Annotated in this window: 20 protein-coding genes; 10 read left to right on the plus strand and 10 right to left on the minus strand. The window is 48.8% G+C overall.

Going from position 1 to position 26,646, the window contains the following annotated elements:
* The first annotated feature begins 32 nt into the window (after positions 1-32).
* From AN963_RS18135 to AN963_RS18175, 9 genes are all read left to right on the plus strand, one after another.
* Entirely contained in the window at positions 33-2,069 is a 2,037-nt protein-coding gene (locus AN963_RS18135) for a transporter substrate-binding domain-containing protein (RefSeq protein WP_055745925.1), read from the plus strand.
* Positions 2,047-3,417, plus strand: a complete 1,371-nt coding sequence (locus AN963_RS18140; RefSeq protein ID WP_055745926.1) for a sigma-54-dependent transcriptional regulator — start codon at positions 2,047-2,049, stop codon at positions 3,415-3,417. The genes AN963_RS18135 and AN963_RS18140 overlap by 23 nt, the downstream gene beginning before the upstream one ends.
* Positions 3,418-3,649: 232 nt before the next feature.
* The gene (locus AN963_RS18145; RefSeq protein ID WP_055745927.1) at positions 3,650-4,480 is read left to right on the plus strand and encodes a transporter substrate-binding domain-containing protein; all 831 of its coding nucleotides are present in this window, start codon (positions 3,650-3,652) and stop codon (positions 4,478-4,480) included.
* 23 nt (positions 4,481-4,503) lie between these two features.
* A complete protein-coding gene (locus AN963_RS18150) occupies positions 4,504-5,178 on the plus strand; it encodes an amino acid ABC transporter permease (RefSeq protein ID WP_055745928.1) in 675 nt (224 codons plus the stop codon).
* Positions 5,178-5,936 carry an amino acid ABC transporter ATP-binding protein gene (locus tag AN963_RS18155; RefSeq protein WP_055745929.1) on the plus strand — a complete coding sequence of 253 codons (759 nt, stop codon included), beginning with the start codon at positions 5,178-5,180 and terminating at the stop codon, positions 5,934-5,936. The genes AN963_RS18150 and AN963_RS18155 overlap by 1 nt, the downstream gene beginning before the upstream one ends.
* A gap of 17 nt (positions 5,937-5,953) precedes the next feature.
* Positions 5,954-6,916, plus strand: a complete 963-nt coding sequence (locus AN963_RS18160) for an agmatinase family protein (RefSeq protein ID WP_055745930.1) — start codon at positions 5,954-5,956, stop codon at positions 6,914-6,916.
* 217 nt (positions 6,917-7,133) lie between these two features.
* Complete coding sequence (gene efeO, locus AN963_RS18165) at positions 7,134-8,036, plus strand: iron uptake system protein EfeO (RefSeq protein WP_055745931.1); 903 nt, start codon at positions 7,134-7,136, stop codon at positions 8,034-8,036.
* A 4-nt stretch (positions 8,037-8,040) separates the two neighbouring features.
* Positions 8,041-9,324, plus strand: a complete 1,284-nt coding sequence (gene efeB, locus AN963_RS18170) for an iron uptake transporter deferrochelatase/peroxidase subunit (RefSeq protein WP_055745932.1) — start codon at positions 8,041-8,043, stop codon at positions 9,322-9,324.
* Between the two features lie 18 nt (positions 9,325-9,342).
* Positions 9,343-11,136: an FTR1 family iron permease gene (locus AN963_RS18175; protein ID WP_407922550.1), complete on the plus strand. Its 1,794-nt coding sequence runs from the start codon at positions 9,343-9,345 to the stop codon at positions 11,134-11,136.
* A gap of 65 nt (positions 11,137-11,201) precedes the next feature.
* On the opposite strand, the gene AN963_RS18180 is transcribed toward AN963_RS18175, so the two are convergent.
* The 8 genes from AN963_RS18180 to AN963_RS18215 form a co-directional block, all read right to left on the minus strand.
* Positions 11,202-11,696 (minus strand): 23S rRNA (pseudouridine(1915)-N(3))-methyltransferase RlmH, encoded by a 495-nt coding sequence (locus tag AN963_RS18180; RefSeq protein WP_055745933.1) that lies wholly within the window; start codon positions 11,694-11,696, stop codon positions 11,202-11,204.
* A gap of 156 nt (positions 11,697-11,852) precedes the next feature.
* Complete coding sequence (locus AN963_RS18185; RefSeq protein ID WP_055745934.1) at positions 11,853-12,974, minus strand: response regulator; 1,122 nt, start codon at positions 12,972-12,974, stop codon at positions 11,853-11,855.
* Positions 12,967-16,089, minus strand: a complete 3,123-nt coding sequence (locus AN963_RS18190) for a hybrid sensor histidine kinase/response regulator (protein ID WP_330218845.1) — start codon at positions 16,087-16,089, stop codon at positions 12,967-12,969. Before AN963_RS18190 ends, AN963_RS18185 begins: the two co-directional genes overlap by 8 nt.
* Before the next feature lie 257 nt (positions 16,090-16,346).
* The gene (locus AN963_RS18195) at positions 16,347-16,892 is read right to left on the minus strand and encodes a phosphoribosyltransferase family protein (protein WP_055745936.1); all 546 of its coding nucleotides are present in this window, start codon (positions 16,890-16,892) and stop codon (positions 16,347-16,349) included.
* Between the two features lie 11 nt (positions 16,893-16,903).
* A complete protein-coding gene (locus AN963_RS18200) occupies positions 16,904-17,965 on the minus strand; it encodes a solute carrier family 23 protein (protein ID WP_055745937.1) in 1,062 nt (353 codons plus the stop codon).
* A 267-nt stretch (positions 17,966-18,232) separates the two neighbouring features.
* Positions 18,233-20,116 (minus strand): ABC transporter permease, encoded by a 1,884-nt coding sequence (locus AN963_RS18205; RefSeq protein WP_055745938.1) that lies wholly within the window; start codon positions 20,114-20,116, stop codon positions 18,233-18,235.
* A 12-nt stretch (positions 20,117-20,128) separates the two neighbouring features.
* Positions 20,129-20,896 carry an ABC transporter ATP-binding protein gene (locus AN963_RS18210; RefSeq protein WP_055745939.1) on the minus strand — a complete coding sequence of 256 codons (768 nt, stop codon included), beginning with the start codon at positions 20,894-20,896 and terminating at the stop codon, positions 20,129-20,131.
* A gap of 359 nt (positions 20,897-21,255) precedes the next feature.
* Positions 21,256-21,912 (minus strand): glycosyltransferase, encoded by a 657-nt coding sequence (locus tag AN963_RS18215; RefSeq protein WP_236708013.1) that lies wholly within the window; start codon positions 21,910-21,912, stop codon positions 21,256-21,258.
* Between the two features lie 268 nt (positions 21,913-22,180).
* Between AN963_RS18215 and gdhA the strand changes: the two genes are divergently transcribed.
* A complete protein-coding gene (gdhA, locus tag AN963_RS18220; protein WP_055745940.1) occupies positions 22,181-23,563 on the plus strand; it encodes an NADP-specific glutamate dehydrogenase in 1,383 nt (460 codons plus the stop codon).
* A 53-nt stretch (positions 23,564-23,616) separates the two neighbouring features.
* On the opposite strand, the gene AN963_RS31220 is transcribed toward gdhA, so the two are convergent.
* Positions 23,617-23,781 (minus strand): hypothetical protein, encoded by a 165-nt coding sequence (locus AN963_RS31220; RefSeq protein WP_161827293.1) that lies wholly within the window; start codon positions 23,779-23,781, stop codon positions 23,617-23,619.
* 51 nt (positions 23,782-23,832) lie between these two features.
* Positions 23,833-26,508, minus strand: a complete 2,676-nt coding sequence (locus AN963_RS18225) for a YhgE/Pip domain-containing protein (RefSeq protein ID WP_055745941.1) — start codon at positions 26,506-26,508, stop codon at positions 23,833-23,835.
* Positions 26,509-26,646 lie beyond the last annotated feature (138 nt).

Below are 26,646 nucleotides of genomic sequence, written 5' to 3' on the forward strand. Positions count from 1 at the left end.
CAACAACAAGACGGTGAACGGCGGTGCATAGGATGATTCGCGTGAAAAAAATAGGGATCGGGCTGCTGATAGGAATGGTACTGCTCATGATCATGGGCATGACGATCCCCAGCGAAGTCCATCAGGAAAAAGTCATTCGCATCGCGGGTGACAACAACTTTCCTCCTTTTGAATACTTCGCCCAGTCAGGTGTTTTCAGCGGTTTTAACGTAGATATTATGAATGCCATTTCCATTGAGACCGGGATGCGGATCGAATTTATCCCCTTGCCCTGGAACGAAGCGCTCGAAGCGTTGCGTAACGGACAGGTCGATGCGGTACAAGGAATGAAATACAGCCCGGCGCGGGACAAGCTGTATGATTTCTCATCGCCTTACTTTTTAAGCTCGCAAGGGATATTCGTCCGCACAGACAATATGCACATCTTTGAAATCGGTGACCTGAATGGTCGAAAGGTCTCCATCCAGAAAGCTGATATCGCGGGTGATCTTTTTCGAGAGCTCCAAAAGACCAACTTCATCGAGACGGACAGCCAGGAAGAAGCTGTTCAACTGCTTCTCGATGGTAAAGTAGACGCGTTTGTCGGCAATCGTATCACTGGGCAATATTTTTTGCAGAAGAACAACCAGCAATCACAGATCAAAATCGTAGGGGACCCTATCAACCCAACTAATTATGGTGTCGCAGTCCTTCCCAAAAACGCCCAACTGCTGACCGAAATCAACAAAGCCATTTCAAAAATCAAACAAAACGGCACGTATGACAAAATCGAGCGCAAATGGTTCGGGGAGTACATCATGCCGAGCACACTCAATCTGGACCGTCTCCGCCTCTTTCTGGAATGGGGATCTGGCATTGGGCTGCTGATCGTGCTGGGATTTCTATGGTGGAACCGCATGTTGAAAAAAGAAGTGCAGAGAAGAACGTTCCAGATCCACGCCATCAATCGGGAGCTGGAAGAAAAAATGGCCTTACTCGAGGAAAATCTGCAATTTCAACAGCAGCTGCTCAATAGCACCTACAGCTTTTACGTCACTTTGACCCAGCATGGCCGTATTTTCCTCATGAATCGTAAAGCGGTCGATTTTCTCGATGCGGATCAACATCTGGTAGGTCTCCCCATGAGCGGAACGATTCTTGCAGAGTTTATTCCCAGCGGCCAAGTCGAGGATGTCCTCCAGAAGGGCAGTACCTTTCTCGAGCAAGAGATCGTTTGGGAACGAGAACGAGACGGGCAAGCCCAGCAGCTAGTGATCCGCTATAATATTTTTCCCATTACTTCAAATACCAAAGAGATTACAGGTGCCATCATCAACTTCCATGATGTGACCAAGCAAAAGGATATGGAAAAGAAGCTGGAGAGCGAAAACAGACTGCGTTCGTTAGGGCAGTTAATCCTGGGAATCGCGCACGAAATCCGCAACCCCCTGACCTCCATACTCACGTATACGCAGCTGTTGCCGACCAAATTTGACAATCCAAAATTCCGTAATTTCTTTGCGCAGCAAGTACCGAGTGAGATCTTGCGGTTGAATGATCTCGTGAACGACCTGCTGGAATATGCACGGCCAAAACCGCCGCATCCTACCCGTTTCCGAGCGGCAGAACTGATGGAAGCAGTTCTGCAATTGTGCAGCCAAAAGGCTAAAGAGAAAAAGATTCACGTAACCCTCGACCTCCCAACTGATTTGTACATCCAGGCTGACGTCAATCAGACGAAGCAGATGTGGATCAATGTCGTGCTCAACGCCATTGAATCGATGGACGAGAAGGGCAAGCTGAGCATCCGCGGATATTCGGAGGGACAGATGGCCGTCATTGAAGTGGAAGACAACGGGCACGGCATGACGCCAGAAGACAAATACCGTATTTTCGAGCCTTTTTTCAGTACCAAAGCTCACGGGGTAGGACTCGGACTCTCCATCACTTATCAATTAATCAAAGAAAACGGCGGTGCGATCAATCTGCACAGTCAGCCCGGTAATGGAACGACCATGATCATTCGCCTGCCATTGCCTCAGGAAGAAACAGAAGGGAAGGACTCTAATGCACCATCTGTTAGTCATTGATGATGAACCTGCCATCTGTCAGTCGCTCGAATTTGCCCTGGAGGAAAAGTATCGTGTCCATACCTTTACGGATCCAGAAGCCGCGCTCGCTTTCTTCCAACAAATCGAGGTGTCTCTCGTCCTGCTTGATTTAAAAATCGGGGCTTATGATGGTACCGAAGTGCTCAAGGAAATCAAACGGCTCTCACCGGACACGGTGGTGATTATGATGACGGCTTACGGAAGCATCTCTTCGTCCGTAGAAGCCATGCGACACGGAGCGTTTTATTATTTGACGAAGCCGCTGATGATGGACGAGCTCGACATTTTACTCTCCAAAGCCGAAGAGTTCTACCATTTGCAGACACGAGTCAAATGGTTGAGCGAGGAGTTGGACAAGCTCTCCGACAACTACGGCCTCATCGGAAACAGCAAAGCTATGCAGCAAACGTTTGATCTGATCAACAAGGTCAAAGACATCGACTCCAACGTCTTGATCAACGGCGAGAGTGGGACCGGTAAAGAAATAGTCGCACGCGCGATCCACTATCAGGGCCAACGCAGAAACAAGCGATTCCAGGCGGTCAACTGCGCAGCAATTCCCGATAATTTATTGGAATCAGAGCTGTTCGGCTATGAAAAAGGGGCTTTTACCGGAGCTATGCAGAACAAGCCAGGGCAGTTCGTACTGGCAGATGGCGGTACAATCTTTCTCGATGAGATCGGGGAAATGGATATGTCGCTGCAAAGCAAGCTGCTGCGTGTCATCCAGGAGCGAACCGTAACCCCGCTGGGCGGTCTTGAAGAGAAATCCATCGACGTACGTATTATCGCTGCAACCAATCGGGACTTGTGGAAAGAAGTTAAGGCAAACCGCTTTCGCGAAGACTTGTACTATCGGCTCAACGTCATTCCGATCCAGCTCGCCCCTCTGCGCGAACGAGAAGGGGATGTCCCTCTGCTCGTGCATTCTTTCATTCAGAAGATCAGCGAACGAATGGGCAAGCCGATTGGCGGCATCTCGCAGGAAGCGCTGCAGGTACTGGAAAGCTATGATTTCCCCGGCAACATCCGAGAGCTGCAAAACATCGTGGAACGTGCGATTGCTCTGACCAGCTCCTCATTGATCGAAAAGAGAGACCTGCCAAAGGAATTGCAAAGCACGCAGCCCAAGCAAGTCACGAGCAAGCAAAAGCTGATCCCTGTCTACGTGGGTGATACCTTGGAGCAGATTGAAAAAAGAGTCATCCTACACACGCTCGCCCATCAGGAGGGAAATCGCCGCAAGACAGCACAAATGCTGGAGATGGGGGAACGGACCTTGCGGGATAAACTGAAAAAATACCAGGAAGAACAAGAAGAAGAATAGCCGAGGCGGCAGAAATGGCCGGCGGCAATTTTCGCAGGGCGGCAGATTTGGCCGCCTTTTTTGTGTGTTCCAAACAATCTTGTGACACAACACACCTCGAACAAAAATGGCTTGGGACCGCCTCCTTTTGTCATTTTCATCCCTGCGTATCGCGCATTTCCTCGTTTGGCACGATTTTTGAATATAACTAGTTTTCGAAATTACTAAAATAGTTTTATAGGGGGTTTACAACATGAAAGGATTTCGTAAAGGACTGTTCTCTCTGTGTGCGCTGCTAGTCACAGGAGCTTTGATCGCCGGCTGTGGAGCCAAACCTGCGGAGCAACCAGCTGCGTCGGGAAATGGTAGTCAAGCTGCAGCGCCAGCGGATGAAGTGCTGCAAAAAATCAAAGACACCAAAACACTGTTGGTAGGAACAGATGCTACATTCCAACCTTTTGAATACAAGAATGCTCAAAACGAGTACGAGGGCTTTGACATCGAACTCGTGAAAGCGGTCGCAGCAGAGCTAGGCGCTGAGAAAGTAGAATTCGTAGACACCGACTTCAAAGGTCTGATCCCAGGACTGCAAGGCAAGAAGTTCGACATGATCGTATCAGCCATGTACATCACGGACGAGCGGAAGCAAACCATCGACTTCTCTCAGCCCTATTACCCAGGTGGATTGACCATCATGGTGAAAAACGATAATAGCACGATTACAAAAGCGGATGATTTGAAAGGCAAGAAAGTAGCTGTCCAAATCGGCACCAAGTCTGCCAAGTTCCTGAAAGAGAAATATCCGGAAGTAAAACTCGTGGAAGTCGAGAAAAACGTAGAGATGTTCCTCGAACTGGAAAGCAATCGTGTAGACGCAGTCGTTACGGGAATGCCTGCCGCTAAGGTATACGCAAAACAGAGCCAAAAAGTAAAAGTTCTCGATGTTGAGCTGACACAAGAATACTACGGCTACGGCGTACGCAAAGAGAACAAAGAATTTGTAGCTGCGATCGATAAAGCACTGAAAACATTGAAAGAAAACGGCAAGCAAGACGAAATCGCGAAAAAATGGTTTGGTGAATAACAACAACATCAGGAGGTGCACCAATGGCGCTTGATTTCATGGTGATTTTTGAAGACAACAATTTAATTGCGCTTCTGGAAGGGCTATGGGTTACGGTTTCGATGACTTTCATGGCACTGATTCTGAGTGCGGTTCTGGGCCTGATCATTGGTCTCGGAAGGATGTCCAAACAAAAATGGATATCTATACTCTGCTCCTGGTATCTGGCATGGTTTCGCGGAACACCGCTGTTGGTGCAGCTCATGATTCTCTACTACGGCTTAGCGATCGGCTTGCAAGTGGATTTGAGTGCATCTGTAGCTGGGGTGCTGGGACTGGGCATGTATAGTGCAGCGTACGTATCGGAAATCGTGCGCGGAGCGATTCAATCGATTGATAAAGGACAAATGGAAGCTGGGCGTTCTCTCGGGATGAGCCACGCAAAGACGATGATCAAAGTCATTTTGCCACAAGCCGTGCGTCGCATGCTGCCGCCACTGTGCAACGAGTTCATCGCACTGACCAAGAACTCTTCCCTGCTGTCCGTCATCACGGTTTCTGAATTGATGCGCGCAGGTAATCTGATCGTATCGAATAATTTCCGTTATTTTGAGATCTACATCGGTATCGCTGTTCTGTACTTCCTCGTCAACTACTCCATCTCGGTCGGCATCGGTCGCTTGGAGCGTAAATTGAGTGTAGAGGGGGCGCGCGCCTGATGATTTCCGTCAAACACATTCATAAATCGTATGGAAAACTGCACGTATTAAAAGATGTGAGCCTCAACGTGGATCAAGGCGAAGTGGTTGTCATCATCGGGCCCAGTGGTTCCGGCAAAAGCACCTTGCTCCGCTGCATGAATTACCTGGAACAAATTCAGGAAGGCTCAATCGAAATCGAAGGCAAACCGATTGGATTGATTCAAAAGAACGGAAAGCTCGTGGAAATGCCACAAAAAGAATTGGACATGATTCGCGCTGAAGTGGGCATGGTGTTTCAAAACTTCAATTTGTTCCCCCATGTGAGCGTGCTGGAAAACGTCATGATGGCACCGATGAGCGTAAAAAGGACAAAGCGTGAAGAAACCGAGCAATTGGCTCGCGAGCTTCTGCGCAAGGTCGGTCTTGCGGAAAAAGCGGACATGTACCCCGACCAATTGTCAGGCGGACAAAAGCAGCGTGTCGCGATCGCCCGCGCATTGGCGATGAAACCGAAAGTCATGCTGTTTGACGAGCCTACCTCTGCGCTCGACCCGGAATTGGTAGGAGAAGTACTCGCCGTTATGAAGCAGCTAGCCGCAGAAGGAATGACCATGGTGGTCGTCACTCACGAGATGGGCTTTGCACGAGAAGTAGCAGACCGCGTTGTCGTGATGGATGGCGGCACGCTGATTGAGGATGGAGCGCCAGAGAAGATTTTCTCTGCACCTGATCAACCACGTACCCAAGCATTCCTGAGCAAGGTGTTATCGCACTAATCAGAGGAGGACTCCACATGTTTTCATACTTGACCCAACCTCCATTCCGGTTTACCCAAGGAAAAGGAGACCCGTACGTGACTCGCTTGTCCGAATGGGTCGAGCAGACCTATCAGCCGGGCGAAAGCTATGATTTCGCGATCATCGGTGTGCCTCTCTCGAAAAGCTCGATCAGCTTTTCCGGAGCCCATGCTCACCCGCTGCAATTCCGGCAGCTGCTCAGCTCGTTTACTACCTACAATTTTGATGAAGATTTGGATCTCGCCTCTTTGCGGGCGGTTGATTTAGGCGATGTCGCCATGCATGTGACGGACATTTCCTGCTGTCAGGAAAACATCGAGTCAGCCTTACAGGAAGTGACCACCAATGTATCTGCAACACCGGTCATCGTAGGGGGAGACCATTCCATCACATACCGGGCCATTACCGGAATCAAACGGGCAAAGCCCCAACGGATCGGATTGATTCAATTTGACGCCCATCTGGATGTCAGAGACACGGCTTATGGTGGTACCTCCAACGGAACGCCTATGCGCAGCCTGATGGAGTCAGAAACGGTGCGTGGCGAAGATATCGTCACAATCGGATTGCGAAGCTTTGCCAACTCCCGCGAGTACCGCCAGTATGCAGAAGCCAAAGGAATGACACTGATTACTGCCAATCAGGTCAGACAGCGCGGCATCGATGCCGTCGTCGCCGAAGCGATTCAGTATTTGGAAGCCAAATGTGATGCCATCTACATCACCTTCGATGTGGACGTCATGGATCAATCGACAGTGCCCGGAGTTCCGGCGATTGGACCTGCAGGTCTCTCCTCTGTCGACCTGCTCTCTGCCGCCCATGCCGTCGGCAAATCTCCAAAGGTCATCGCGATGGATATGGTCTGTGTCGACCCAACAAAAGACGTACGAGATATGACTTCACGAGTGGCGCTCCATCTATTCTTGCATTTTGCTACAGGATATCATCAGCGAAAATAGTTTTTCAGCCTTCACGACTTCCTAATTCGTTACTAGGCCATCGGTCATTCGATGGCTTTTTTTGCTCCTTTCTATCACCCAACAAGATCCAAATCAAATATTTTTCAAAAACTATTGCAAACTGCAAAGGAAAAGAGTAAGTTGTTTTTAATTGATAATGATTTTTATTCTCGGGTATATAAGCAATCATTTATATGGTAAGGGGATGTATTTCAGAATGAGTAAGAAATGGGTTTATCCTTTAAGCGCGGTCGTGTTGGGCTCTTCCTTGATGCTGTCGGCATGTGGAAGCGCAGACACAGGAAAAACAGAGAAAAAACCGGAGACCGCTACGCCTGAACAACCAGCTACAAACAACCAAGCTACGCCTGCAGCTACTACTCCTGCTGTTGCTCCAGAACTCCAGGCTTCGATCGATCAATACCAAAAATGGGTCATCGAGCAAACCGATCAGCTGGTAAAATCGACTGAAGGCTTCACCAATGCTGTGAAATCAGGCGATATGGAAACGGCGAAAAAACTTTACGCGCCTGCTCGTGCTTACTATGAAAGAATTGAACCAATCGCTGAGTCATTGGGTGACTTTGACCCTTGGATCGATGCCCGCGAAGGCGATGTTCCTGATAATGAATGGCGTGGCTATCACAAGCTCGAAAAAGCTCTGTGGGAAACGAAGTCTGTAGCTGATCAAGGAAAAGTGGCTGATCAACTACTGCAGGACGTAAAACAGCTGCGCGTGAAAGTAGAAAGCGTGGATATTGATGTGAAAATGCTCGTCACGGGAGCAGTTGAACTGTTGAACGAGGTTTCCACCAGCAAAGTGACTGGTGAAGAAGAACGTTACTCTCGAACCGATATGTACGATTTCGCTGCAAACGTGGAGGGCGCAAACGAAATCTTCAAAGTACTGAAGTCTACTGTAGAAGCGAAGGATGCTGCATTGGCAACCGAAATCGAGGATCGCTTCAAAGCACTTGATCAAGAGCTCGCTCCTTATCGAAAAGGCGACGGCTTCGTACTCTACAACGAAATCAAAGAAGACCAGGTGAAAAAGCTCAGTCAGGCATTGGATGCATTGGCGGAACCTCTTTCCAAAATGGGAACGATCTTAGGAGGCTAACCGGATGGATACAAAACGTCTCGAAAACATTGCCAACAAGAAAATGACACGGCGGGACGCGCTGAAGCTAGCTGGTGTAGGAGGAATCGGACTCTTGGTAGGTGCAGGGAGCATGGGTGCGCTTGTGCAGCCAAAGCCTTCTGCAACCAAGGTTGCTACCTCCTCCGATTCGGACTCTGTAAACGGGATCATTCCTTTTTACGGAAAACATCAATCAGGAATCATTACACCTATGCAGGATTTTATCTGCATGGGTGCTTTTGATGTAACAGCGACCGCGTTGGCTGAAGTTCGTAAGTTGTTCCAGAGCTGGACCGCAGCAGCAGCTCGTCTGACGGAAGGGAAAAATGTCGACGACGAGAGCGACAATCCTCATCTGCCTCCTGTCGACACAGGCGAAAGCATTGGACTCGCTCCTATGCGCATGACGATTACGTTTGGCCTTGGGGCTTCTTTCTTCGATGAGCGATTTGGATTGGCAAGCAAGCGCCCTGCTCCATTGGTCGATTTGCCTCATTTTAATAGTGATGATCTTCGCAAGGAATGGACGGGTGGGGATATCGTCGTCCAGGTCTGTGCGAATGATCCGCAGGTAGCCTTTCACGCCCTCCGCAATCTAGCTCGGATCGCACGTGGAAAAGCCGTGCTCCGCTGGGTACAGGACGGCTTTCAACGGACGAGTGCTGCCGACCCTACAGGCTCTACGCCGCGCAATCTGATGGGCTTCAAGGACGGCTCCAACAATCCCAAGGTAAGTGAGCCCGCAGCAGCGGACGAGATCGTCTGGGCACAGAGCACCGATGACCCTGCGTGGATGGCTGGCGGCTCCTACATGGTCATGAGAAGAATTCGGATGCGTATCGAGATATGGGATCGCTCTTCCCTCGACGATCAGGAGAGCACGTTTGGCCGACATCGCCAATCTGGTGCGCCACTAGGAAAGTCTGGGGAGTTCGACGATCTGGAATTAAATCGCAAGGACAGCAAAGGAAATCCGGTCATCCCAACCACGTCTCACGTCGCACTGGCAAATATGGAAGGGAAAGTGAAGATTTTGCGCCGTGGCTATTCCTATTCGAGCGGAATGGATATCAAGACGGGTCAATTGGATGCCGGGCTGCTATTTGTGTGCTTCAATCGTGACCCGCGCAAGCAATTTATCCCGATGCAACAAAAGCTGGCTGCCGCAGATCAGCTCAATGAATATATCACCCACGTCGGCAGTGGTTTGTTTGCCTGTCTCCCTGGGGCAAGCGAGGGCGGATATATCGGTGAAACGTTATTTTAGATTCCAATCAGGGATGGAGTGAACATCTTGAAACGCTACATGCTCATCATCTGTATGTCCTTGCTGCTGCTCTCCTCTGGCCTCCCTTCTGTTCATGCGGCTCCGCTGCAGGCAGACCAGTTGAAACAAATCATCGCGTTTTCCAGTGATGCTTTGATCAGCAGTGGGGATCAAAACTGGGAGGAAGCAAAAAAGGCCATCGCTAGCATGAAGGCTCTCTGGGAAACAAACGCTGAGACCTCTGCAGATGCCCAATCATTAACAGTAGCTCTGACCGAGGCAGAACAGGCACTCGCTCAGGTAAATACCGATCCAGCATCGGCCAAATCCGCCATCTCCAAGCTCGCAAAGGCAGCCGATCGATATGTTTCGGCCAAAGAGGATTCTGGCCAACCGAAAGAAAAAGCGCACAAACAGATCGCCGCCCTGTTACCTCTTCTCCAAGACAGTATGAAAGCCGTCTCAGCAGGAGATGGGGCAGCTGCCAAGAAGGCATACAACAGCTTTGTCACAGGCTGGTATAAAGCCGAAAACCTGGTCCGAGCTGAAAATGTCCAGGTGTACAGCGATATGGAAGTCAAGATCAGTGGAGCGAGGATTGCACTGAACACCGATCCGATTGATCCTGTAAAAGGAAAAGCAAAGCTGCAAGACTTAATCACTGTTGTCGAGGATTACCTCTCCGGAAAAGCAGTCGCGAATGTGGCGGATCCATCTGCTTCTGGTGATCGGCCGTCCATCTCTTCCCTTTTGGAGCTGCTGGACTCCGTCGAAGCTGACATTCAAAGCAAGCAAGCGGATAGCGTAGCTAGCAAAATGGATACCTTTATCTCTAGCTGGCCTTCTGTAGAAGGTGTGGTCATGACGAAGTCGCCAGCTACATACAGCAGCATTGAAACGAAGATGGTATCGGTACCTACCTTGATCCTGTCCAGCCCGCCCAACTGGGAAAAGGCATCCTCCTACATCGCTGAAATGAAAAGCGAGCTGCAGCCATTTGCCGTCGTTTCTTCCTACACCGCGTGGGATGCCGGGCTGATTATGTTTCGGGAAGGTCTCGAAGCCATTTTGATCATCGTATCGCTGTTGACGTTCCTGAAAAGATCCGGCAATGAAGACAAGCGCAAGTGGATCTGGTCTGGCGCCGTGATCGGGATGATCGGTTCTGCTTTGCTCGCCATTTTGCTGAGCATCGTGTTTTCCAACCTTTCTACCGGCAGTTCTCGCGAAACGATCGAAGGCTTCACCGGGATCATCGCCGTATTGTTTATGCTGACAATCGGTGCCTGGCTGCACAAGAAATCCAATCTCCAAGCCTGGAACCGCTTTGTGGAAAAGACGATCGGTACTTCTCTGGCAAAAGGCACCTTGTGGTCGCTCAGCTTTACAGCCTTTCTCGCCGTCATTCGCGAAGGAGCAGAAACCATCATCTTCTACATGGGAATGGCAGCTACCATCCGTATGACCGATCTGATCATGGGTATCGGTGGAGCACTCCTCTTGCTCGCGATCATTGCTTACGCGATCATCAAGCTGAGTAATCGCATTCCGATTCGCCCATTCTTCCTGGTAGCGAGCTTATTGCTCTACTACATGGCCTTCAAATTTATTGGCGCGAGCATTCACTCCCTGCAAGTCACCGGCAGTCTGGCATCGCACAGCTCGGACTACCTGCTCTACGCGCCACAGCTTGGCATCTATGCAAGCTGGGAGACTACGGTTCCGCAGTTGATCGTTCTTGCCGTAATCCTCATCAACTTCGTACGCAATACGCGGAAACGGTCGATCAAACCACTCCCGCAAATCAACTAACGGAGATAAAACCGCAGTCAGGCGCACCGTTTGTGCCAAGACTGCGGTTTTTTTCGTTCGTCATTTTACCCATTCTTGTTCTTTCCCATTCTATGAATCGGCTCGCCCAGACTACATTGGAATGCCCGGTATACACGCTCCATCAATACCAAGCGCAGCAGCTGATGAGGAAATGCGGTCTGGCAAATGGCCAACTGTGCATTGGCCCGTTCCAAAACTTCGGCAGATAATCCGTGCTCCCCTCCCATGACTAGCGTGATTTGGCTCCTTCCCTCCATTACGAGCCTATCGAGTTCATTAGACAGCATTCTAGGAGACCAGATATGCCCTTCGTTCGCTAGCGCAATCACATAATCGCCGTCTCCTATATGGGAAAGGATTCTCGCACCCTCCAGATTTCGTCCCTGCTCTGACAGCCCCTGGACTTCCCGCGTTTTTTCTTCTCTTACCTCGATGAGTTGAATCCGGCAGTAAACGGACAATCTCCTGCTGTACTGCTGAATCCTCTTTTTTAGATCGTTGTCCCGTACACCTCCGACTGCCACAATCGTAATCTTCATGATCATGCTCCTCGTCCGAAACTATGGTTGTCGAATTCTAGGTGTCAGTGTCATTCGGATTCTAGCAAATGCACCTCACAAACTTCTCACAAGGACTATCACGTATAGAAGTAACAAAAAAACAGAGAGAATGGGCTTCTCTCTGCTACGATCTAGTCATTGATTCTCTCGCAAATAGTCTTCCACCCATTTTCGCATTGCCTCTGGCGGCTCCACCCCTACTTCCAGACGATAAGCAGTGGCGAACTTCTCGTAATGCTTTGCGATTTTTCTGCGTTGATGGTTACGTGCGTAAATCTCCAGCAAAACCTGATTCATTTCCTCTTGCAAGGGATACAATGCCAAGTACGTATCCACACGCTGTTCCGCCTTTTGCCAGTCCTTTCGCAACAGATCATGCTCAATCAGTTTTTGCACCAGCATCGTATACTGCTTGGTGTATTTTTCTTCCAACGGCGTTTTCCAAAGATAGTCCTTTTGATCAAAGAGCGATCCTTTGTACAGGTGGTACAGCTTTTCCGCCTGCTCAACATCGAACGAATCCATTGCCACTGAAAAATGATACTGGTTAAATGCCCATACATCGTAGGACTGGTCCTTCGGCTCCAGCATATACCCTTCACTCGTTTTGCTGATGTCCATTCCTACTTCCTGTTCTTTGAGAATCTTCTTTAATCGGTACACAGTCGTATGAAGATTATGCGTAGCTCTCTCCTCATCCATCTCTCCCCACAACAGATCGACCAAATGCCACTTACTCATGTTGCGTCCAGGATGACAGAGAAGGTACGCAAATAGCTCCTCGGCTTTTTTGGTTCTCCAGCGAACAATGCTCCCTTCCGTGTTGCGTACCTCAAATCCTCCAAAGCATTGTATGGATGCCATTTTCTGTTGTTGGTTGCCTGTCTTTGTATGTCCAAACTGATCCACCAATCGTTTGGTCACTCGCTCGATTGCCATCGGTGTCACGGGCTTCAGGATGTAATGAAAGGCATGCACATCAAAAGCATCCAATGCGTACTGTTTGTAGGCAGTCGTAAAAACAATCTTTGTCTGCGAGGATCGCTCATTGATCTTCTGAGCTAGATCCAGCCCATTCATTCGCGGCATTTCCACATCCAGGAACGCCACATCTACCTGAAGTTCTGAGAATTGATCTAATGCCTCCAGCGGATTCGTGTAGGCTCCTACAATCGTGTAATGTGGATCTTGACCGATCACATACTTCATCAAGTCTAGAATCGGTTTTTCGTCCTCCACAATCAATGCGTTAAACAATCATTTTCCTCCTCTCCCGCTCTCCCTCGGTCATTCCCTCTGTACGAATGGGAATTGACAGGTACACTCTAGTTCCCTGTCCGACCTCCGATTCGATCTTCATGGCGGAACCGGGAGTGGATAGCAATCGTTTGTGTATATTCAAGATTCCGATGCTCCCATTTTTCTGTTCGCCTTTGTTCATTCTTTCGAGCAAGTCAGTTGCTATCCCGACTCCATCATCCTCAATAATCACTTCTATACACCCATCTCTTTTATGTATCATCAGAGAGACATTGCCTTGTCCAACTTTTTCAAACAATCCGTGACGGATGGCATTTTCGATGAATGGCTGGATACAGAGGGTAGGGATATGCAGGTTCAAGCACTCTTCATCTACGTGACAGAAAAAGTCGAAGCCATCCTCGAACCGCGCTTTCTCGATCTCCACATAGGCTTCGATCAATTCCATCTCCCGGTACAAGGGGACGTACAAAGTCGTCCGGTCCATCTCCAAAATATACCGCAAGTATTGGCTGAGCATAGATAACAGGTAGGCTGCCTTCTTCCCATCCGTATAACAGAATGAGACGACACTACTCAGTGCGTTGTACAGGAAATGTGGCTTGATCTGCGCTTGATGGAAGGCATACTCATTCTGAATCGCTTCCTGTATGGACGTCTTCATCGCGATCAACGTCTGGATTCTGGCAATGAGCGTCTCAGCGTCAAATGGTTTCGTCACATAATCATTGGCTCCTGCCCGATAACCAAGGGCGATGTCGTGTGGCGTATCCTTTACCGTGGCAAACAGAATGGGCAAATCAATTATCGAATTTTGGACTCGCAGCATCTTGCATAATTCGATACCGGAGATTTCTGGCATCATCACATCCAAAATAACGAGGTCTACATTTGGATGCTCTTTCATTTTGAGCAACGCCTCATTTGCGGAGAACGCCGTTATGACGTTATACTGGTGGCGTTTTAGGATATGGAGAAGGACCTGAATATTCGTGGCTTCATCATCCACGATCATAATGGTATGTGAGGGCTGATTCAAAATATCGAGCGGAAGGCTGTCCTCCACAATTCGTTGCTGGATTGTTCCAGCTACCGCTTTTTCCTGTTGCATGTGTGCCTCCTCAAGTCGCGGCAGCGTAAACTTCATGCTAGTCCCTTTTCCGACCTCCGACCTGTCCACCTGTATCTGGCCATCCATTTGTTCGATGAGTTTTCGGCTTATGTACAACCCTACCCCCATGCTGGTGTATCCATCCTGTGGTAAGGGAGTATCGCTCTGGTCAAAATACGAAAAAATCGACGAATGCCGCTCACTTGCGATGCCAGTACCCGTATCCTCAACGTAAATCGATACTTCCTTTTCTGCTACTCGCGCCTTTACGGTAATCGTGCCCGCTTCCGTATGCTTGATTGCATTGTGCACCAGATTGTACATGATTTGCCGAAGTCGGTTTTCGTCTGCCATCACCCTGACATTGGACCCGATCTGATTAACCAGACGCACTGATTTGCCTACCAACTCGAATTGCAGCACATCAAATACCATTTGCGTCACCACTTTAACATCCACAGTCGTCGTTGAGAGACGCAGTTCGCCATGCTTCAGACGTGTGACATCAATCAAATCGTGTATCAGCATCGACAACTTGATCGATGTATCCCTGATCAGCCATACGTTTTGTTGTTGTTCACTCGACAGAGGATTCTCTTCATCCTCTAGCAGATAGGCGGTAATATTTTGAATGCCATGCAAGGGTGTTTTCATTTCATGTGATGTATAGGTCAGAAATTCATCCTTTAGCTGGTTGGACACGGAAAGCTGATGAGACAAGATCTCCGTTTTTTCATACGCACTCGTAAATCGAACCGCCAATAATAGATTTAAACAAGTAATAAAGCCGATCACTGCCGTTTTTCCCATCAAATCGGTCGGAACGATGTTCTCTGTATACAAGATGCCATCCGTCAGGACAACGAGCATGCACAGACTTGCACCAATGAACAGCACCATTTCCTTTTTCTTCGCGGGATCTCGTCTGCTCAGGTTGTACAAATAAAGCATGCGACCAAGTATGTAAAAAAGAATGATTTCCATACAGACCAGGTAGATGTATTCGTACTCACTGTGTACTGGATACGGAAGGACAAGGATCGCCAGGATGTATACGAATAAGGGAATCATCATCAATAGCATTTTCTTTAACGACATGAGACGATTTTCGATCGAATAGAAAAAAAGCATCAAAATAATAGCACTAATATAAACGCTTAAATCCTGCATCTTATAGGCTAGATCAAATGGAATTTGCGGCATGAACCTCAACAGGACCTTTTCACCGTAAACTAATTGACCCATCAATAGCGTCAGGATATACAGACCACTATACAAATAAGTTTTGTCTTTCGTACGAAGGAAGAAAAAGCTGAGATGATACACCCCTAAAATAACGAGAATGATGACAGCAGCTAAATCGCTGCCAATCTGAATGCCATTCAGAGTCGTGATATCCTCCGGCAGTCCAAATTGGATGGAATTAATGATTCCACCTGTGATATACATGTAGTTGGCTACTTGAATCACGATCTCGATTTCCCGTGATTCGGTGTAAAAATACGTTGTGTAGGGTGTATTTCCTGGCGAGTGCGTTTCCAGGGTGGCTGCAGGATGACCACTGTTTCCCTCTACATTTCCATTGATAAACATCTGGTTAGACATACGGATATTACGGGTTTTTAGTCCGAGTATTTGGTTGGATTCCGGAACAATCACTCGTAATCGATACGTTCCGTAGCCTTTCCTGCTCATTCCGCTTCCATCGTCATTTTTTCCTTTCCAGGTGCCCGGAACAGACAAATATCCAAGATCCGAGCGCACTCCTTTACGGAAATCTTCTGGCTCTAGCAGCTTCCCTTCATAAAACTCCCATTCCCCATCCAGATTAGCCAGGCCTTGATCATGGAAGTTCCACTCTGATAAATCCAGCACACCATTCTTTGCATGCGGGGAGTTCTGAACGGGCACTGTTTTCACGTAAATGACGAAGAACGTCACAACGGACAGAAAAAAAATGAAGAGGATCCCGATGGTTTTGAGGTAATTCGCCCTGTTCACTGTCGCTTCCCCCTCCACCGACATCTGGCATTCATCATGCTACCACCTTATCCTCACAAATTACTCACAAGCTATTTTTCTCCGTCTTCGAAAAGATCGTATCACTTTTGGAAGAATTCGGGTACAAAGATCATACAGACAAGGAAATAGCCTAGACCCAAACCTTGCTTGAAAAAAAACAGCCGAGTGAACAATCTCACTGGGCTGCCTGATCAGATGTCCTCTCTCTTGCAAGGGGACGGACCTCGTTTTCGATTTTACTTGTGTGGAAACAGTGGTAGCTCCTGCAGAAACAGGATATCTGTGCGCTCAGCGGCATTTCCTTCTGCGAGGATCGCTGCTCTCGCCACGACGTTGCCACCCGCTTGAACGACCAAATCTTCGATGGCCTGCAACGATTTACCGGTACTGATTACATCATCGATAATCGCGACACGTTTTCCCGCGATTTCCTTGGCATCGGCCCCATCGAGGCACAAGACCTGTGCTTTTTGTGTCGTGATAGAAACCACTTCGTTCACCAACGGGGATTCCATGTAAGGCTTGATGCTTTTTCGTGCTACATAGTACTTTTTCAATTTCAGCAGACGGGCTACCTCATAGACGAGGGGAATTCCTTTTGCCTCCGCAGTAATCAGCACGTCCACTTCAGGAAGCTTCTCTACGAGAAGAGGTGCCGCTGCCGCAACCAGCTCTGCATCACCGAGAATGACAAAGCTAGCAATGCTCAGATCTTCCGCGATCGGCATGATTGGCAGCTCACGGGTGACTCCTGCTACTTCGAGTGTATACGTCTTTTCCATGTTGCTCCCTCCTACATTCCAAATAGACTAATCAACGCTCTCATCAACAAACCTGCCAGCATTCCAAAGAATGGATCGGAAATCGCTGTAACAACCATTGTCATACCGCCTACCAGACCAGAAGACGCGTCGCCACCAGTCAAAGCAGCTGTTGCATTACCAGGAACCGTAACGATGGCACCCAGTACAAACAAGAAGCCAGAGATCGATTCGCTCGGAATGAAGCGACCGATTTTCGGCAGCAAGCCTGCAAACAGGATCGCAGCCATCAGCACCATCATCAGCACACCAGACGCAACCGGGTGAGGTGCCCCAGAAGTAGCGGAGATAATCGCCTCAACTGGCGCACCACCGAACAAAGCAGAAACCATATCAGCAACGCTACTAATGACGGAGAGCGTATCGATGTTTACATCCGCTTTCGCAATTTCACCGTTAATTTGACCAAACGCGATATTGGCTCCGATGTTGAGACATACCATCGCCATCGCCCCGCGCAGGATCGCAGGTGAGAACGTCAATTTCTGCAAGACGAGACGATCATTCGCTACTGGCTGAATAGGGCTTCCCTGCTTCAGAAAATAAGATACCGCACTGGACAGGATGACAGAGACGGTTACCGTATAAACCAGGTCTTTCGTCAAGAAGTAAGTAAGAAGACCGGATGCCATGGAGCTGATCCCGACTGCCATGTTGTTGCGTGCCATGTCCCACGATACGCGAGCCAGCATGATCCCCACACCGGCCATCATGCCATTCGTAATAACCGGGCCAATAAAGTCCACGATCTTCTCCAGAAAACCAAACAGACCGATGATGGTCATGATGATTCCCCCGACAAAAATCATCGATAGCCGCTCTTTCATGCTTTTTCCGATTGTTCCCGCCAGCGTAATCGTCTCTGCTTGATACGAAACGACTGCTACTGAACCCGTGACCGCGTTTCCGGCTGCCCCTACGAGAAAAGCAAGCGCAGTCGGAACGGATGCAAAACCGAGAGATAAGGCCAACAAACCTTGCGGCAAACCGTTCAAGACCACGCTAAGTGCCGCGATAATGTCCTTCCATTCCATCTTTCTCTCTCCTTCTCTAATAAATAATAATGTCCGTTAAATTTCACAAAGGTTAAATTATCATAAAATCCGATCTATATCAATTGTTTAATAATCTAACTTTCGTGTTTTTGTCGTTTCATCTCATCGCAGCTCTATTAACGTTCAATATATACAGTTATAAAACGAACGTTTTCTTTTGTGCAGAAAATGTATTTTTCTTGCAAATATACTCGCAATAAAAAAAGCACGAGCAAGATCTGTTGATCTCACCCATGCTTTTCTCCTTTAGGCTTCTTTCGGCAGGACAATTCCCCGGTAGAGCTGTACCGTAATCCAATAGTAAATGGCGTAAATCCCAACAAAAATCAAGGTTGGCGCCCAAATGTTTGCGTATGGGTCAAGCAAGATGACCGAGAACATTTCCATTCCTACCAGGACATGCAGCAAGCCCATCAATGCAGGGAAAATGAACACGAGGAACAGCTCTTTGTAGATCGACCCTACCAGCCATGCTTTGCGCACACCAATCTTTCGCAGCATCTTGTAGCGTTCGCGGTCCCTGCTGGCTCCCGAGAGAATTTTGAACATCAGGCAGCTTGCCATCATCGCCAGAAAGGCAATTCCCAGGAAGAAGCCCATAAACATCGTTCCGCTCGTAAATGCATACAGGCTTTCGTACATGCTGTATTTGGTCGACAGCATCTCGCTGTCGTTGTCGGTCGCGAAAGGCGCGATTCGTTCCATTTGTCGTTGATCCATGGCTTTCAGCTCGGCCTTGTACTTCCCAAAGTCATCGACTCTCACCAAAAGCAGTGTGTGTTCCTCGCCTGTAATGCCATCGTAAGTAGGACCATCTACGATGCGAATGCTTTTGTCATCCAGCATCGAGTAGCTCGAAACAAACTCGTTGCGGATCGTTTTCTCCCATTCTTCGGGAATCTGCTCCATCGCAGCTGTGCCTGCTTGCTCCGATTTTTCGTTCATGCTGTATGCGGAGGCCGGCAGCTGCGTCGATACCCGTTTTGGTTGAATGTCAGGATCGTAGGCTCCCATACTGTTCGAGGAGATCAGAGGCGGATGTGCGAGCAAATCGTCTTTGGCGTAATAGATCACATCGCCATCCACTTTGTATCGATACGTGAGCTGCTCTTCTACCGTCATGCTCTTGATCGACTCGAAATCAGCCGGTGTCGGGTCCTGAAGTGTGATGTCATAGACATGCGCGACACCCGCAATCAGAGAGACGTTTTGCTGGAAGGCAAGTCCGCCTGCCATCGCTCCCACCCCTAGCGCGATCAGCATCGCAACAGTCGCCAGCACCTTGGTCAGATTGTTCACGCGAAAACGAAGCTGAGCAAACGTAAAGGCATTCAACTTTTGGTCATTCCACTTTTGATTCTTTTTCAGTAGCTGCATAAACATGGGCAACAAAGAAATAAAAACCATATACGTCCCGATAGTCGTTGCTACTGCTCCAATGATAAAGCCAAACGCTACCAGCTCCCTCAGGTGATAGAGGGAAACGTATCCTACTGTCACAAGGACTAGCCCCAGCAAAGCAACCAGCACGGTTCGAACCCCTGTCGCTTTTACCCGGTCATGCTGCTGTTCGGCACGGATGAGATCCAGCTCGGTCGCACGCGCCAGACGAATAGCGTTTACCGTAGATGTCAGGAAGAACAGCACTAAAAAGAATCCACTCGTCATGAGCAGAGCAGGCACATAAAAGGGCTGATATCCCTCTGCCGAAATGTCCAATTGGCTCATCAGCATCCTGCCGATTCCACTGGCGAGTCCGATCCCTACGATGCTTCCAACGATAATGGACAGGATGCCCATTGTCAGTGTTTCCAGGAACAGAATCTGGCTGATCTTACCTTTCTTTGCTCCCAATACCCTGTACATCCCCAGCTCTTTGCGCCGGAGGGAAAGCAGGAATGAGTTGGCGTAAAAAATATAGAAGATCGTAATAAACGCCAGAAGAAATGCGCCCACATTAAAAACCAGCTGTATGGAACTGATCAGCGAATTCTCCCGGGTATACTCGCTGTTGAGTGCGAGCGTCTGAAACATATAGAAAATTGAGATGGAGATGACCAGCCCCACGAGCAGGATCAGATAGTCCTTCATCATTTTTCGCATGCTCGATAACGATAGCTTCAGTAACATTCTTATCCCCTCCTAGTGCAGATCATGTGATGCACCAAGCTCGGCAAGTACATCCAGAATTTGTTTGAAAAAAGATTGTCGGTCTTCCGTGCGATGAATTTCTTTGTACAGGCTTCCGTCCTGAATGAACAAGATGCGCTTGCAATAGCTTGCGCTGAATGCGTCATGCGTGACCATCAAGATCGAGACCTTCTGGTTTTCATTCAAATCGCTCATGGTTTCCAGCAGGCTCTTTGCATTTTTTGAATCGAGTGCACCAGTCGGCTCGTCTGCTAACAAAATAGCAGGCTCATGGACCAGAGCTCGTGCCGCTGCCGCCCTTTGCTTTTGTCCGCCGGAGACTTGTACCGGGTATTTTTGCAGCAGTTCCGCGATCCCTACCGTTTCAGCTACCTTTTTCACTTTTTTCCCGATCTCTTGGGAAGACACCCCTTGCAGAGATAGAGGCAACGCGATGTTTTCGTACAACGACAAGTTCTCCAACAGGTTGAAGTCCTGAAAGATAAATCCGAGCCGCTGGGAACGGAAATCGGCCAGCTGATTCTGATTCATTTTGGTAATATCCGTCCCGGCGATCTCAATCAACCCTTCGCTCGGCCGATCGAGTGTCGAAATGACGTTTAAAAGCGTTGTTTTACCCGATCCGGAAGGTCCCATGATCCCGACGAACTCTCCCTCCTGTATGTTCAACGAAACGCCTTTTAATGCATGGGATTGGCTTTCTCCCTTTGTCCCGTATATTTTTTGTACCTTTTTGACTTCTAGGACAGATGTTTTCATGTCGTGTTCCCCCTTCTCCCAATTGAGCAAATACCGATCTTGCTTTTTTCAACGTTTCTAACTGTACCGATTTTCCAGCGGGGGTGCCATTGATCTACCTAACAGTTAGCTTACTTTTTTGTAAGAAAACTTTTATCGAAGCCTGCTCAAGGATGAACGACCGCGTTGTAGCGGAAAGTTTCCATGCGCTCCAGAAATGATAAGCGATACGCTTATCCATTTCTTATACGTTAAGAAAACTTTTATCTAAGCCTGCTCATGAAAAAAAGACATGGAATCGTTCCATGTCTCATGCCTTTTTCATAAACGCGGATGTGACCGCTTGCGGTCAAACAAAACGGTCAAGACCGTTTTGTTTGTCAGGAAAATAGATTGGGAAATTGCTTGATGATCCCTTCCGATAGGGTGTCTGCCACGACTAAACTATTCTCTTCCCCCTGATCAAATGCAAGTATGTCTGCATTTCCATCCTTGTTCAGCCTGGCTTCCACCACATCGGTGACCTGCTGCAGCTGCGTATGGAGCAAATCTCTCAATTCGTTCAAGGTCCAATTCATGTTGAGGCCACTGAGGAGATTGGCGATGTCATCCGCATTTAGGTACCAGTTTGTATAGAGCGTTTTTAAATCTAACTGCTGCTGGTTTTTCGCTGCCTCCACGATCTTTTCCGCGATAAAAATATGTTGCTTTAACAGCTCTGTCAGCTGATCGCCGACCGCCTCTCCGTAATATGGCTTAAAGGCATTTCCGATGTCTTCCTGATTTTTCAACAGCTTGGCCAGCACCTGACTCTGGTCCTCCAGCCCTGCTGTAGCACTGACGACGTAATTTCGAGTCCAGAGTGTTTGATCAGTCCAGAGCTTTCTCATCTCTTCTCGTAGCTTTACGGCGGCCGAGCTTATCCCTTCTGTTTGCTCTACCTCCTCCGCTACTTCTTGTCCTTTCGTAGCGGTTGCGGGAAGGAACAGAGCCGCACTGAGTAAGAACGCGATGATCCTGTGAAGCTTTCTTTTCATGGTAGATCTCCTCCATCTCACATGTTTCTGGAAAGGCCCCACCTTATTTTCGACAAACACAGATATTCCATCCCCTTTTTCTCCCTCCAAGCAAAAAGACACCTCACGCAAAGCAACCCATCTCAAAATGGCATCAATTTTAACCAATATTCATATTGTTTCGATTGATTTTCAATTATACAATACACCAAAGCAAACCAAACACGTGAGGCACCCGAGAATATAGAGAGAGAACGAAGGAAAAATCATTAGGAAGAAGATGAGAGAGATGGCTGCTCTACAAGAAAGTGAACTGGATGACATGCAGATTGCACAATCGTACGTCAATGAAGTGTACGAAACGATTCAAGCACGCAACCCTGGGGAGCATGAATTTCATCAAGCCGTAAAAGAGATTTTCGATTCTCTGGTACCCGTATTCGCAAAGCACCCGAAATACATGAACAACGGTATCCTCGAACGGATCAGTGAACCAGAGAGAATCATTACGTTCCGCGTACCTTGGGTCGATGATCACGGAAAAGTACGGGTAAATCGCGGATTTCGCGTACAGTACAGCAGCGCGATCGGTCCATACAAGGGCGGTATCCGGTTCCATCCATCCGTCAATGCCAGCATCATCAAGTTTCTAGGCTTTGAACAAATCTTTAAAAACGCACTGACCAGCCAACCCATCGGCGGCGGTAAAGGCGGATCGGACTTCGATCCAAAAGGCAAATCCGACGGCGAAGTCATGCGATTCACTCAGAGCTTTATGACAGAGCTCTGCAAATACATCGGTCCAGATACGGATGTACCTGCTGGAGATATCGGGGTCGGTGCACGGGAAATCGGCTACATGTTCGGTCAGTACAAACGCATTCGCGGCGGATATGAAGCAGGCGTCCTCACCGGAAAAGGTGTGGGCTACGGCGGAAGCTTGGCTCGTACAGAGGCGACTGGCTACGGAGTCGTTTACTTTGTCGAGGAAATGCTGAAAGATAAAGGCCAGAGCATGAAAGGCCGCACCGTCGTTGTTTCCGGATCAGGCAATGTTTCGATCTACGCCATGGAAAAAGCGCTCCACATGGGAGCCAGTGTAGTGGCATGCAGCGATTCGAACGGCTACATTTACGACAAGCGCGGCATTAACTTAGAAACCGTGAAACGCCTAAAAGAAGTGGAACGAAAAAGACTCCACGAGTATGTAAAAGAACATCCGCACGCCGAGTACCGGGAAGGCTGCACAGGCATTTGGACCATTCCCTGTGACATCGCTCTGCCGTGCGCCACTCAAAATGAGATCGACGCCGCATCTGCGAAAATCCTCGTCGAAAATGGCGTGAAAGCAATCGCTGAAGGAGCAAACATGCCGTCCACTCTAGATGCGATCGAAGTATTCTTGAGCCATGGCATTCTCTTTGGACCAGCAAAAGCCGCGAATGCAGGTGGAGTCTCCGTTTCCGCACTGGAAATGGCCCAAAACAGCATGCGCCTCGCATGGACCTTTGAAGAAGTGGATGCCAAGCTGCACGAAATCATGGCTAGGATTTATCAAACCAGCATGAAGGCCGCCGAAGAGTACGGACATCCAGGCAATCTCGTCGTCGGTGCGAATATCGCCGGATTCATTAAAGTGGCCGATGCTATGATGGTGCAGGGCGTGATTTAAGGCAACACCCCCTCCGTCCCCATGCCACCGGGCGTAAATAAATGAAAGGACAGCTACAAATCAGCTGTCCTTGTTTCTTTTTCCTGCCCCGTTTCATCGATTTCGTTGGCTTGTATGCTCTTTTGGATATGCAGAAAATGCTTTCTCAGTCGATCCTCGATAATTCGTGGTTGTTCCTTTTTCAAGAGGTACGCGATATAAAACAGCCCTGTTTCCAAGGCTGTCTTCTTTGTTTTTTTCTATATTTTACCATATTCTTCGAACCTTCATTATGCAATAATCTTCGTCTTCTTGGCATTCTCGGTCGACTTCTTGATCAGGCCACTGAGTGGACGTTTCAGGACGAGTGCCACGAACAGGCTCAGTCCGATGAACCCAAGCAGGCAGAGAATATCCCGAATCACCGTCTCCCACAGAATCCCACCCACGCCTTCTCGCAAAAGGCTAATGGCATAGGTGAAGGGCATAAATGGATTCAATACCTGGAAAAAGTACGGTGTCATGCTGATCGGAAACGTGCCGCCAGAGCTCGAGAACTGGAACACCATAAAGATGATCGCGAGTCCCTTGCCCACATTGCCGAATACAGACAGCAGCGTGTACGTGATGGTGACAAACACGGCGCTGACCAGCATCGCAAAAAGGACAAACGGTAATTTGTCAGCCACATAGGCATCGAGTAGGTAAATATCACCGAGTGTAATGAACAGCGCTTGAAACATGCCGATCGTCAAGAATGTGCCCAGTCGTCCCAAGTACAGCTGGTACGGCTTGTACCGCCCATCCGGATTTTCGGCTTCGGCTTTCAACAAGGAAATCAGCAACGTCGCTCCCACCCACAACGACAGGACGCCATAAAACGGAGACATCGCTGAGCCGTAATTCGGAATCGGGTATTTCCGATTCTCTTGAATCTGGACAGGACTGGCCAAAAACTCACTTTCCTTTTGGATATCTCCGCGCAATAGCTTGGCGAGAGCTGCGAATTGATTATTCGCTTCAAATTCCCTCAGCTTGTCTGCGGCTTCTCGGACAGCGTGCTGCAGCTGGGGTAGATCGTTGCGAACCAATCCAGCGACTTTATGAACCCCCTCCTCTAGCTGAGGGAGCTGATTGCGGACGAAATCCGACAGCTTCACGAGCTCTTTTTCCGCCGCAGGCAAATCGTTCGTGATGAAGGCTGCCGCTGCGTCCAGCTTTTTCCCGATCTCCGGGAGGCTATTCTTCAATAGTGGCGCAGCTACGGTGATCGCTTTGTCAAAAGCATCGACCTTTGCTTGCAGACCTTGCGCCAGCTCATGCACCTTTGCCCGAATCTGTGGCATTTGATCCTGGATGCGTTTTAGCTCAGCTTGGCCAAATTCCAGACCTGCCTTGGCATCTTCTAGAATGGCTGCGATATCCGGTATCTTGTCTTTAGCTGTCTGCAAATGGTCAGAAGACGTGCGGGCCAATGTTTTCAGTGCATCGATGCCAGCAGCGATACGCGGAACGATTTCACTGTCGTACCGCGAGAGAATCGATCCCAATGCAGCACTCGTTTCTTTCGCACCCTGCCGCAAGCTCTCGATTGTCTCCTTGAGGGGAGCCTTCCCGTTTTCCAGCGCGAGAGCCGCAATCCCCAGCAGCTCAATCTGTCTCTTCATCTTGTCCTCGATCGAATGCAGGCGATCCACCTGTCCTTGCAGCGGTTTGCCTGGGATGTATGAATTGATGCGATCGAGCAAAGAGGACGTATGCTCCAGCACGCGCTCGACGGTCGCCAATCGTCCCTGAACGGCTTTGACCTCATCCGCTGTTGGCCAACGATCTGGATTGGTATCCAGCAGCCGCTCCGCCAGCAAGGCTACGGTATCTGCGGCTTGTTGAGCCAACGCGAGATTCTGCTTTATCAAGGGAGCGATCGTATCCAGTGCCCCTTCATTCGCTACCAAAAAATCATGGAGCTGATCAGCAAAGGCAGCTCCCTTTTCCGCGATGTCTGCAATCCGTGGCAATGCGTCCTGCGCCGCCGTCACGACCTCGATCGCTTTGTTCGTTTTGCTCAGAGCGAGATTGACCGTGTCCTCTACCTGATTGAAGTGCTGATCCAGCTCCTGGACGCGATCTACCGCCTGGTGAATCTGTGGCAGCTTATCTTGAATGATGAGAATCTGTGAGATCGTATCGCTGATTTTCGGCCAGTTTTGTTGGATTTTCAGCAAATACTCAGCCGCCTGGTTGATCTCAGGAATTTTCTCTTCCAATGCGGGAATGATCTGCGCTTTTTCATGAATTTCTGGCAGCTTCTTTTCCAGCTCCAATACCTTCTGTCCCGCAGCCTGGATTTGGGGAAGATTCCTTTCAAGGTCGAAAATGCCATTTTCAATCTTACGGATTGTCGGTAGCTGTGCTTCGATCTCGATGCCGATTTCCTTCAGCTTTTTGAGCAATGCTTCGCTCACGGCTCCGGTGAAATTTTCATTGATTTCCTTGGCGATCGCGGACACGCCCGACGATGTAATCTTAGGCGCGATCGCATTCACCTTCTCGTTCACACTGTAAATAACGGTGGGTCGATCCAGCTTTCCATCCACAATGCCGGTAATTTTCGAGGAAAAGTCGGGTGGAATGAGAATGCTGGCGTAATACTCGCCTTTGTCCACACCTCTCTGGGCCTCTGCCTCATCGACGAAGGTCCAGCCTAGCTTTTGATTCTGCTGTAGGCTATTCAGCAGCTCGTCTCCGATATTGATGTGCTGTCCGGCAACCGTTGCTCCCGTATCCTGACTCGTGACCGCTACCTTGACGCCTTGGGTATTGGCATAAGGGTCCCAGACCGATTTGATATTGACCCAATCATACAAGCATGGGAGCAGAGCAATCGCCACGATGAGAAAAACGCCTGTCGGCACCTTGAAAATGTTGAGCCAATCCGTTTTATAAATCTGCCAAATCGAACGCATAGAGGTACCACCTAGTAGTAGAATGAGTAATCCTGATTCTTCCAAGAAAGATTACCATAAAAGGAAAGGAACGAGAACCTTATCCTAGTATATGCAAAAAAAAGCAGCCTCCTTTGTCGAGACTACTTTTCCCTTTCC

This window comes from Brevibacillus choshinensis (genome assembly GCF_001420695.1).
Taxonomy (GTDB): Bacteria; Bacillota; Bacilli; order Brevibacillales; family Brevibacillaceae; genus Brevibacillus; species Brevibacillus choshinensis.

Bases quoted from the DNA above. Each gene is read 5' to 3' on its own strand.
- AN963_RS18135 (WP_055745925.1), top strand. From the start codon at position 33: ATGATTCGCGTGAAAAAAATAGGGATCGGGCTGCTGATAGGAATGGTA.
- AN963_RS18140 (WP_055745926.1), top strand. From the start codon at position 2,047: ATGCACCATCTGTTAGTCATTGATGATGAACCTGCCATCTGTCAGTCG.
- AN963_RS18145 (WP_055745927.1), top strand. From the start codon at position 3,650: ATGAAAGGATTTCGTAAAGGACTGTTCTCTCTGTGTGCGCTGCTAGTC.
- AN963_RS18150 (WP_055745928.1), top strand. From the start codon at position 4,504: ATGGCGCTTGATTTCATGGTGATTTTTGAAGACAACAATTTAATTGCG.
- AN963_RS18155 (WP_055745929.1), top strand. From the start codon at position 5,178: ATGATTTCCGTCAAACACATTCATAAATCGTATGGAAAACTGCACGTA.
- AN963_RS18160 (WP_055745930.1), top strand. From the start codon at position 5,954: ATGTTTTCATACTTGACCCAACCTCCATTCCGGTTTACCCAAGGAAAA.
- efeO (WP_055745931.1), top strand. From the start codon at position 7,134: ATGAGTAAGAAATGGGTTTATCCTTTAAGCGCGGTCGTGTTGGGCTCT.
- efeB (WP_055745932.1), top strand. From the start codon at position 8,041: ATGGATACAAAACGTCTCGAAAACATTGCCAACAAGAAAATGACACGG.
- AN963_RS18180 (WP_055745933.1), bottom strand. From the start codon at position 11,696: ATGAAGATTACGATTGTGGCAGTCGGAGGTGTACGGGACAACGATCTA.
- AN963_RS18195 (WP_055745936.1), bottom strand. From the start codon at position 16,892: ATGGAAAAGACGTATACACTCGAAGTAGCAGGAGTCACCCGTGAGCTG.
- AN963_RS18200 (WP_055745937.1), bottom strand. From the start codon at position 17,965: ATGGAATGGAAGGACATTATCGCGGCACTTAGCGTGGTCTTGAACGGT.
- AN963_RS18205 (WP_055745938.1), bottom strand. From the start codon at position 20,116: ATGTTACTGAAGCTATCGTTATCGAGCATGCGAAAAATGATGAAGGAC.
- AN963_RS18210 (WP_055745939.1), bottom strand. From the start codon at position 20,896: ATGAAAACATCTGTCCTAGAAGTCAAAAAGGTACAAAAAATATACGGG.
- AN963_RS18215 (WP_236708013.1), bottom strand. From the start codon at position 21,912: ATGAAAAGAAAGCTTCACAGGATCATCGCGTTCTTACTCAGTGCGGCT.
- gdhA (WP_055745940.1), top strand. From the start codon at position 22,181: ATGGCTGCTCTACAAGAAAGTGAACTGGATGACATGCAGATTGCACAA.
- AN963_RS18225 (WP_055745941.1), bottom strand. From the start codon at position 26,508: ATGCGTTCGATTTGGCAGATTTATAAAACGGATTGGCTCAACATTTTC.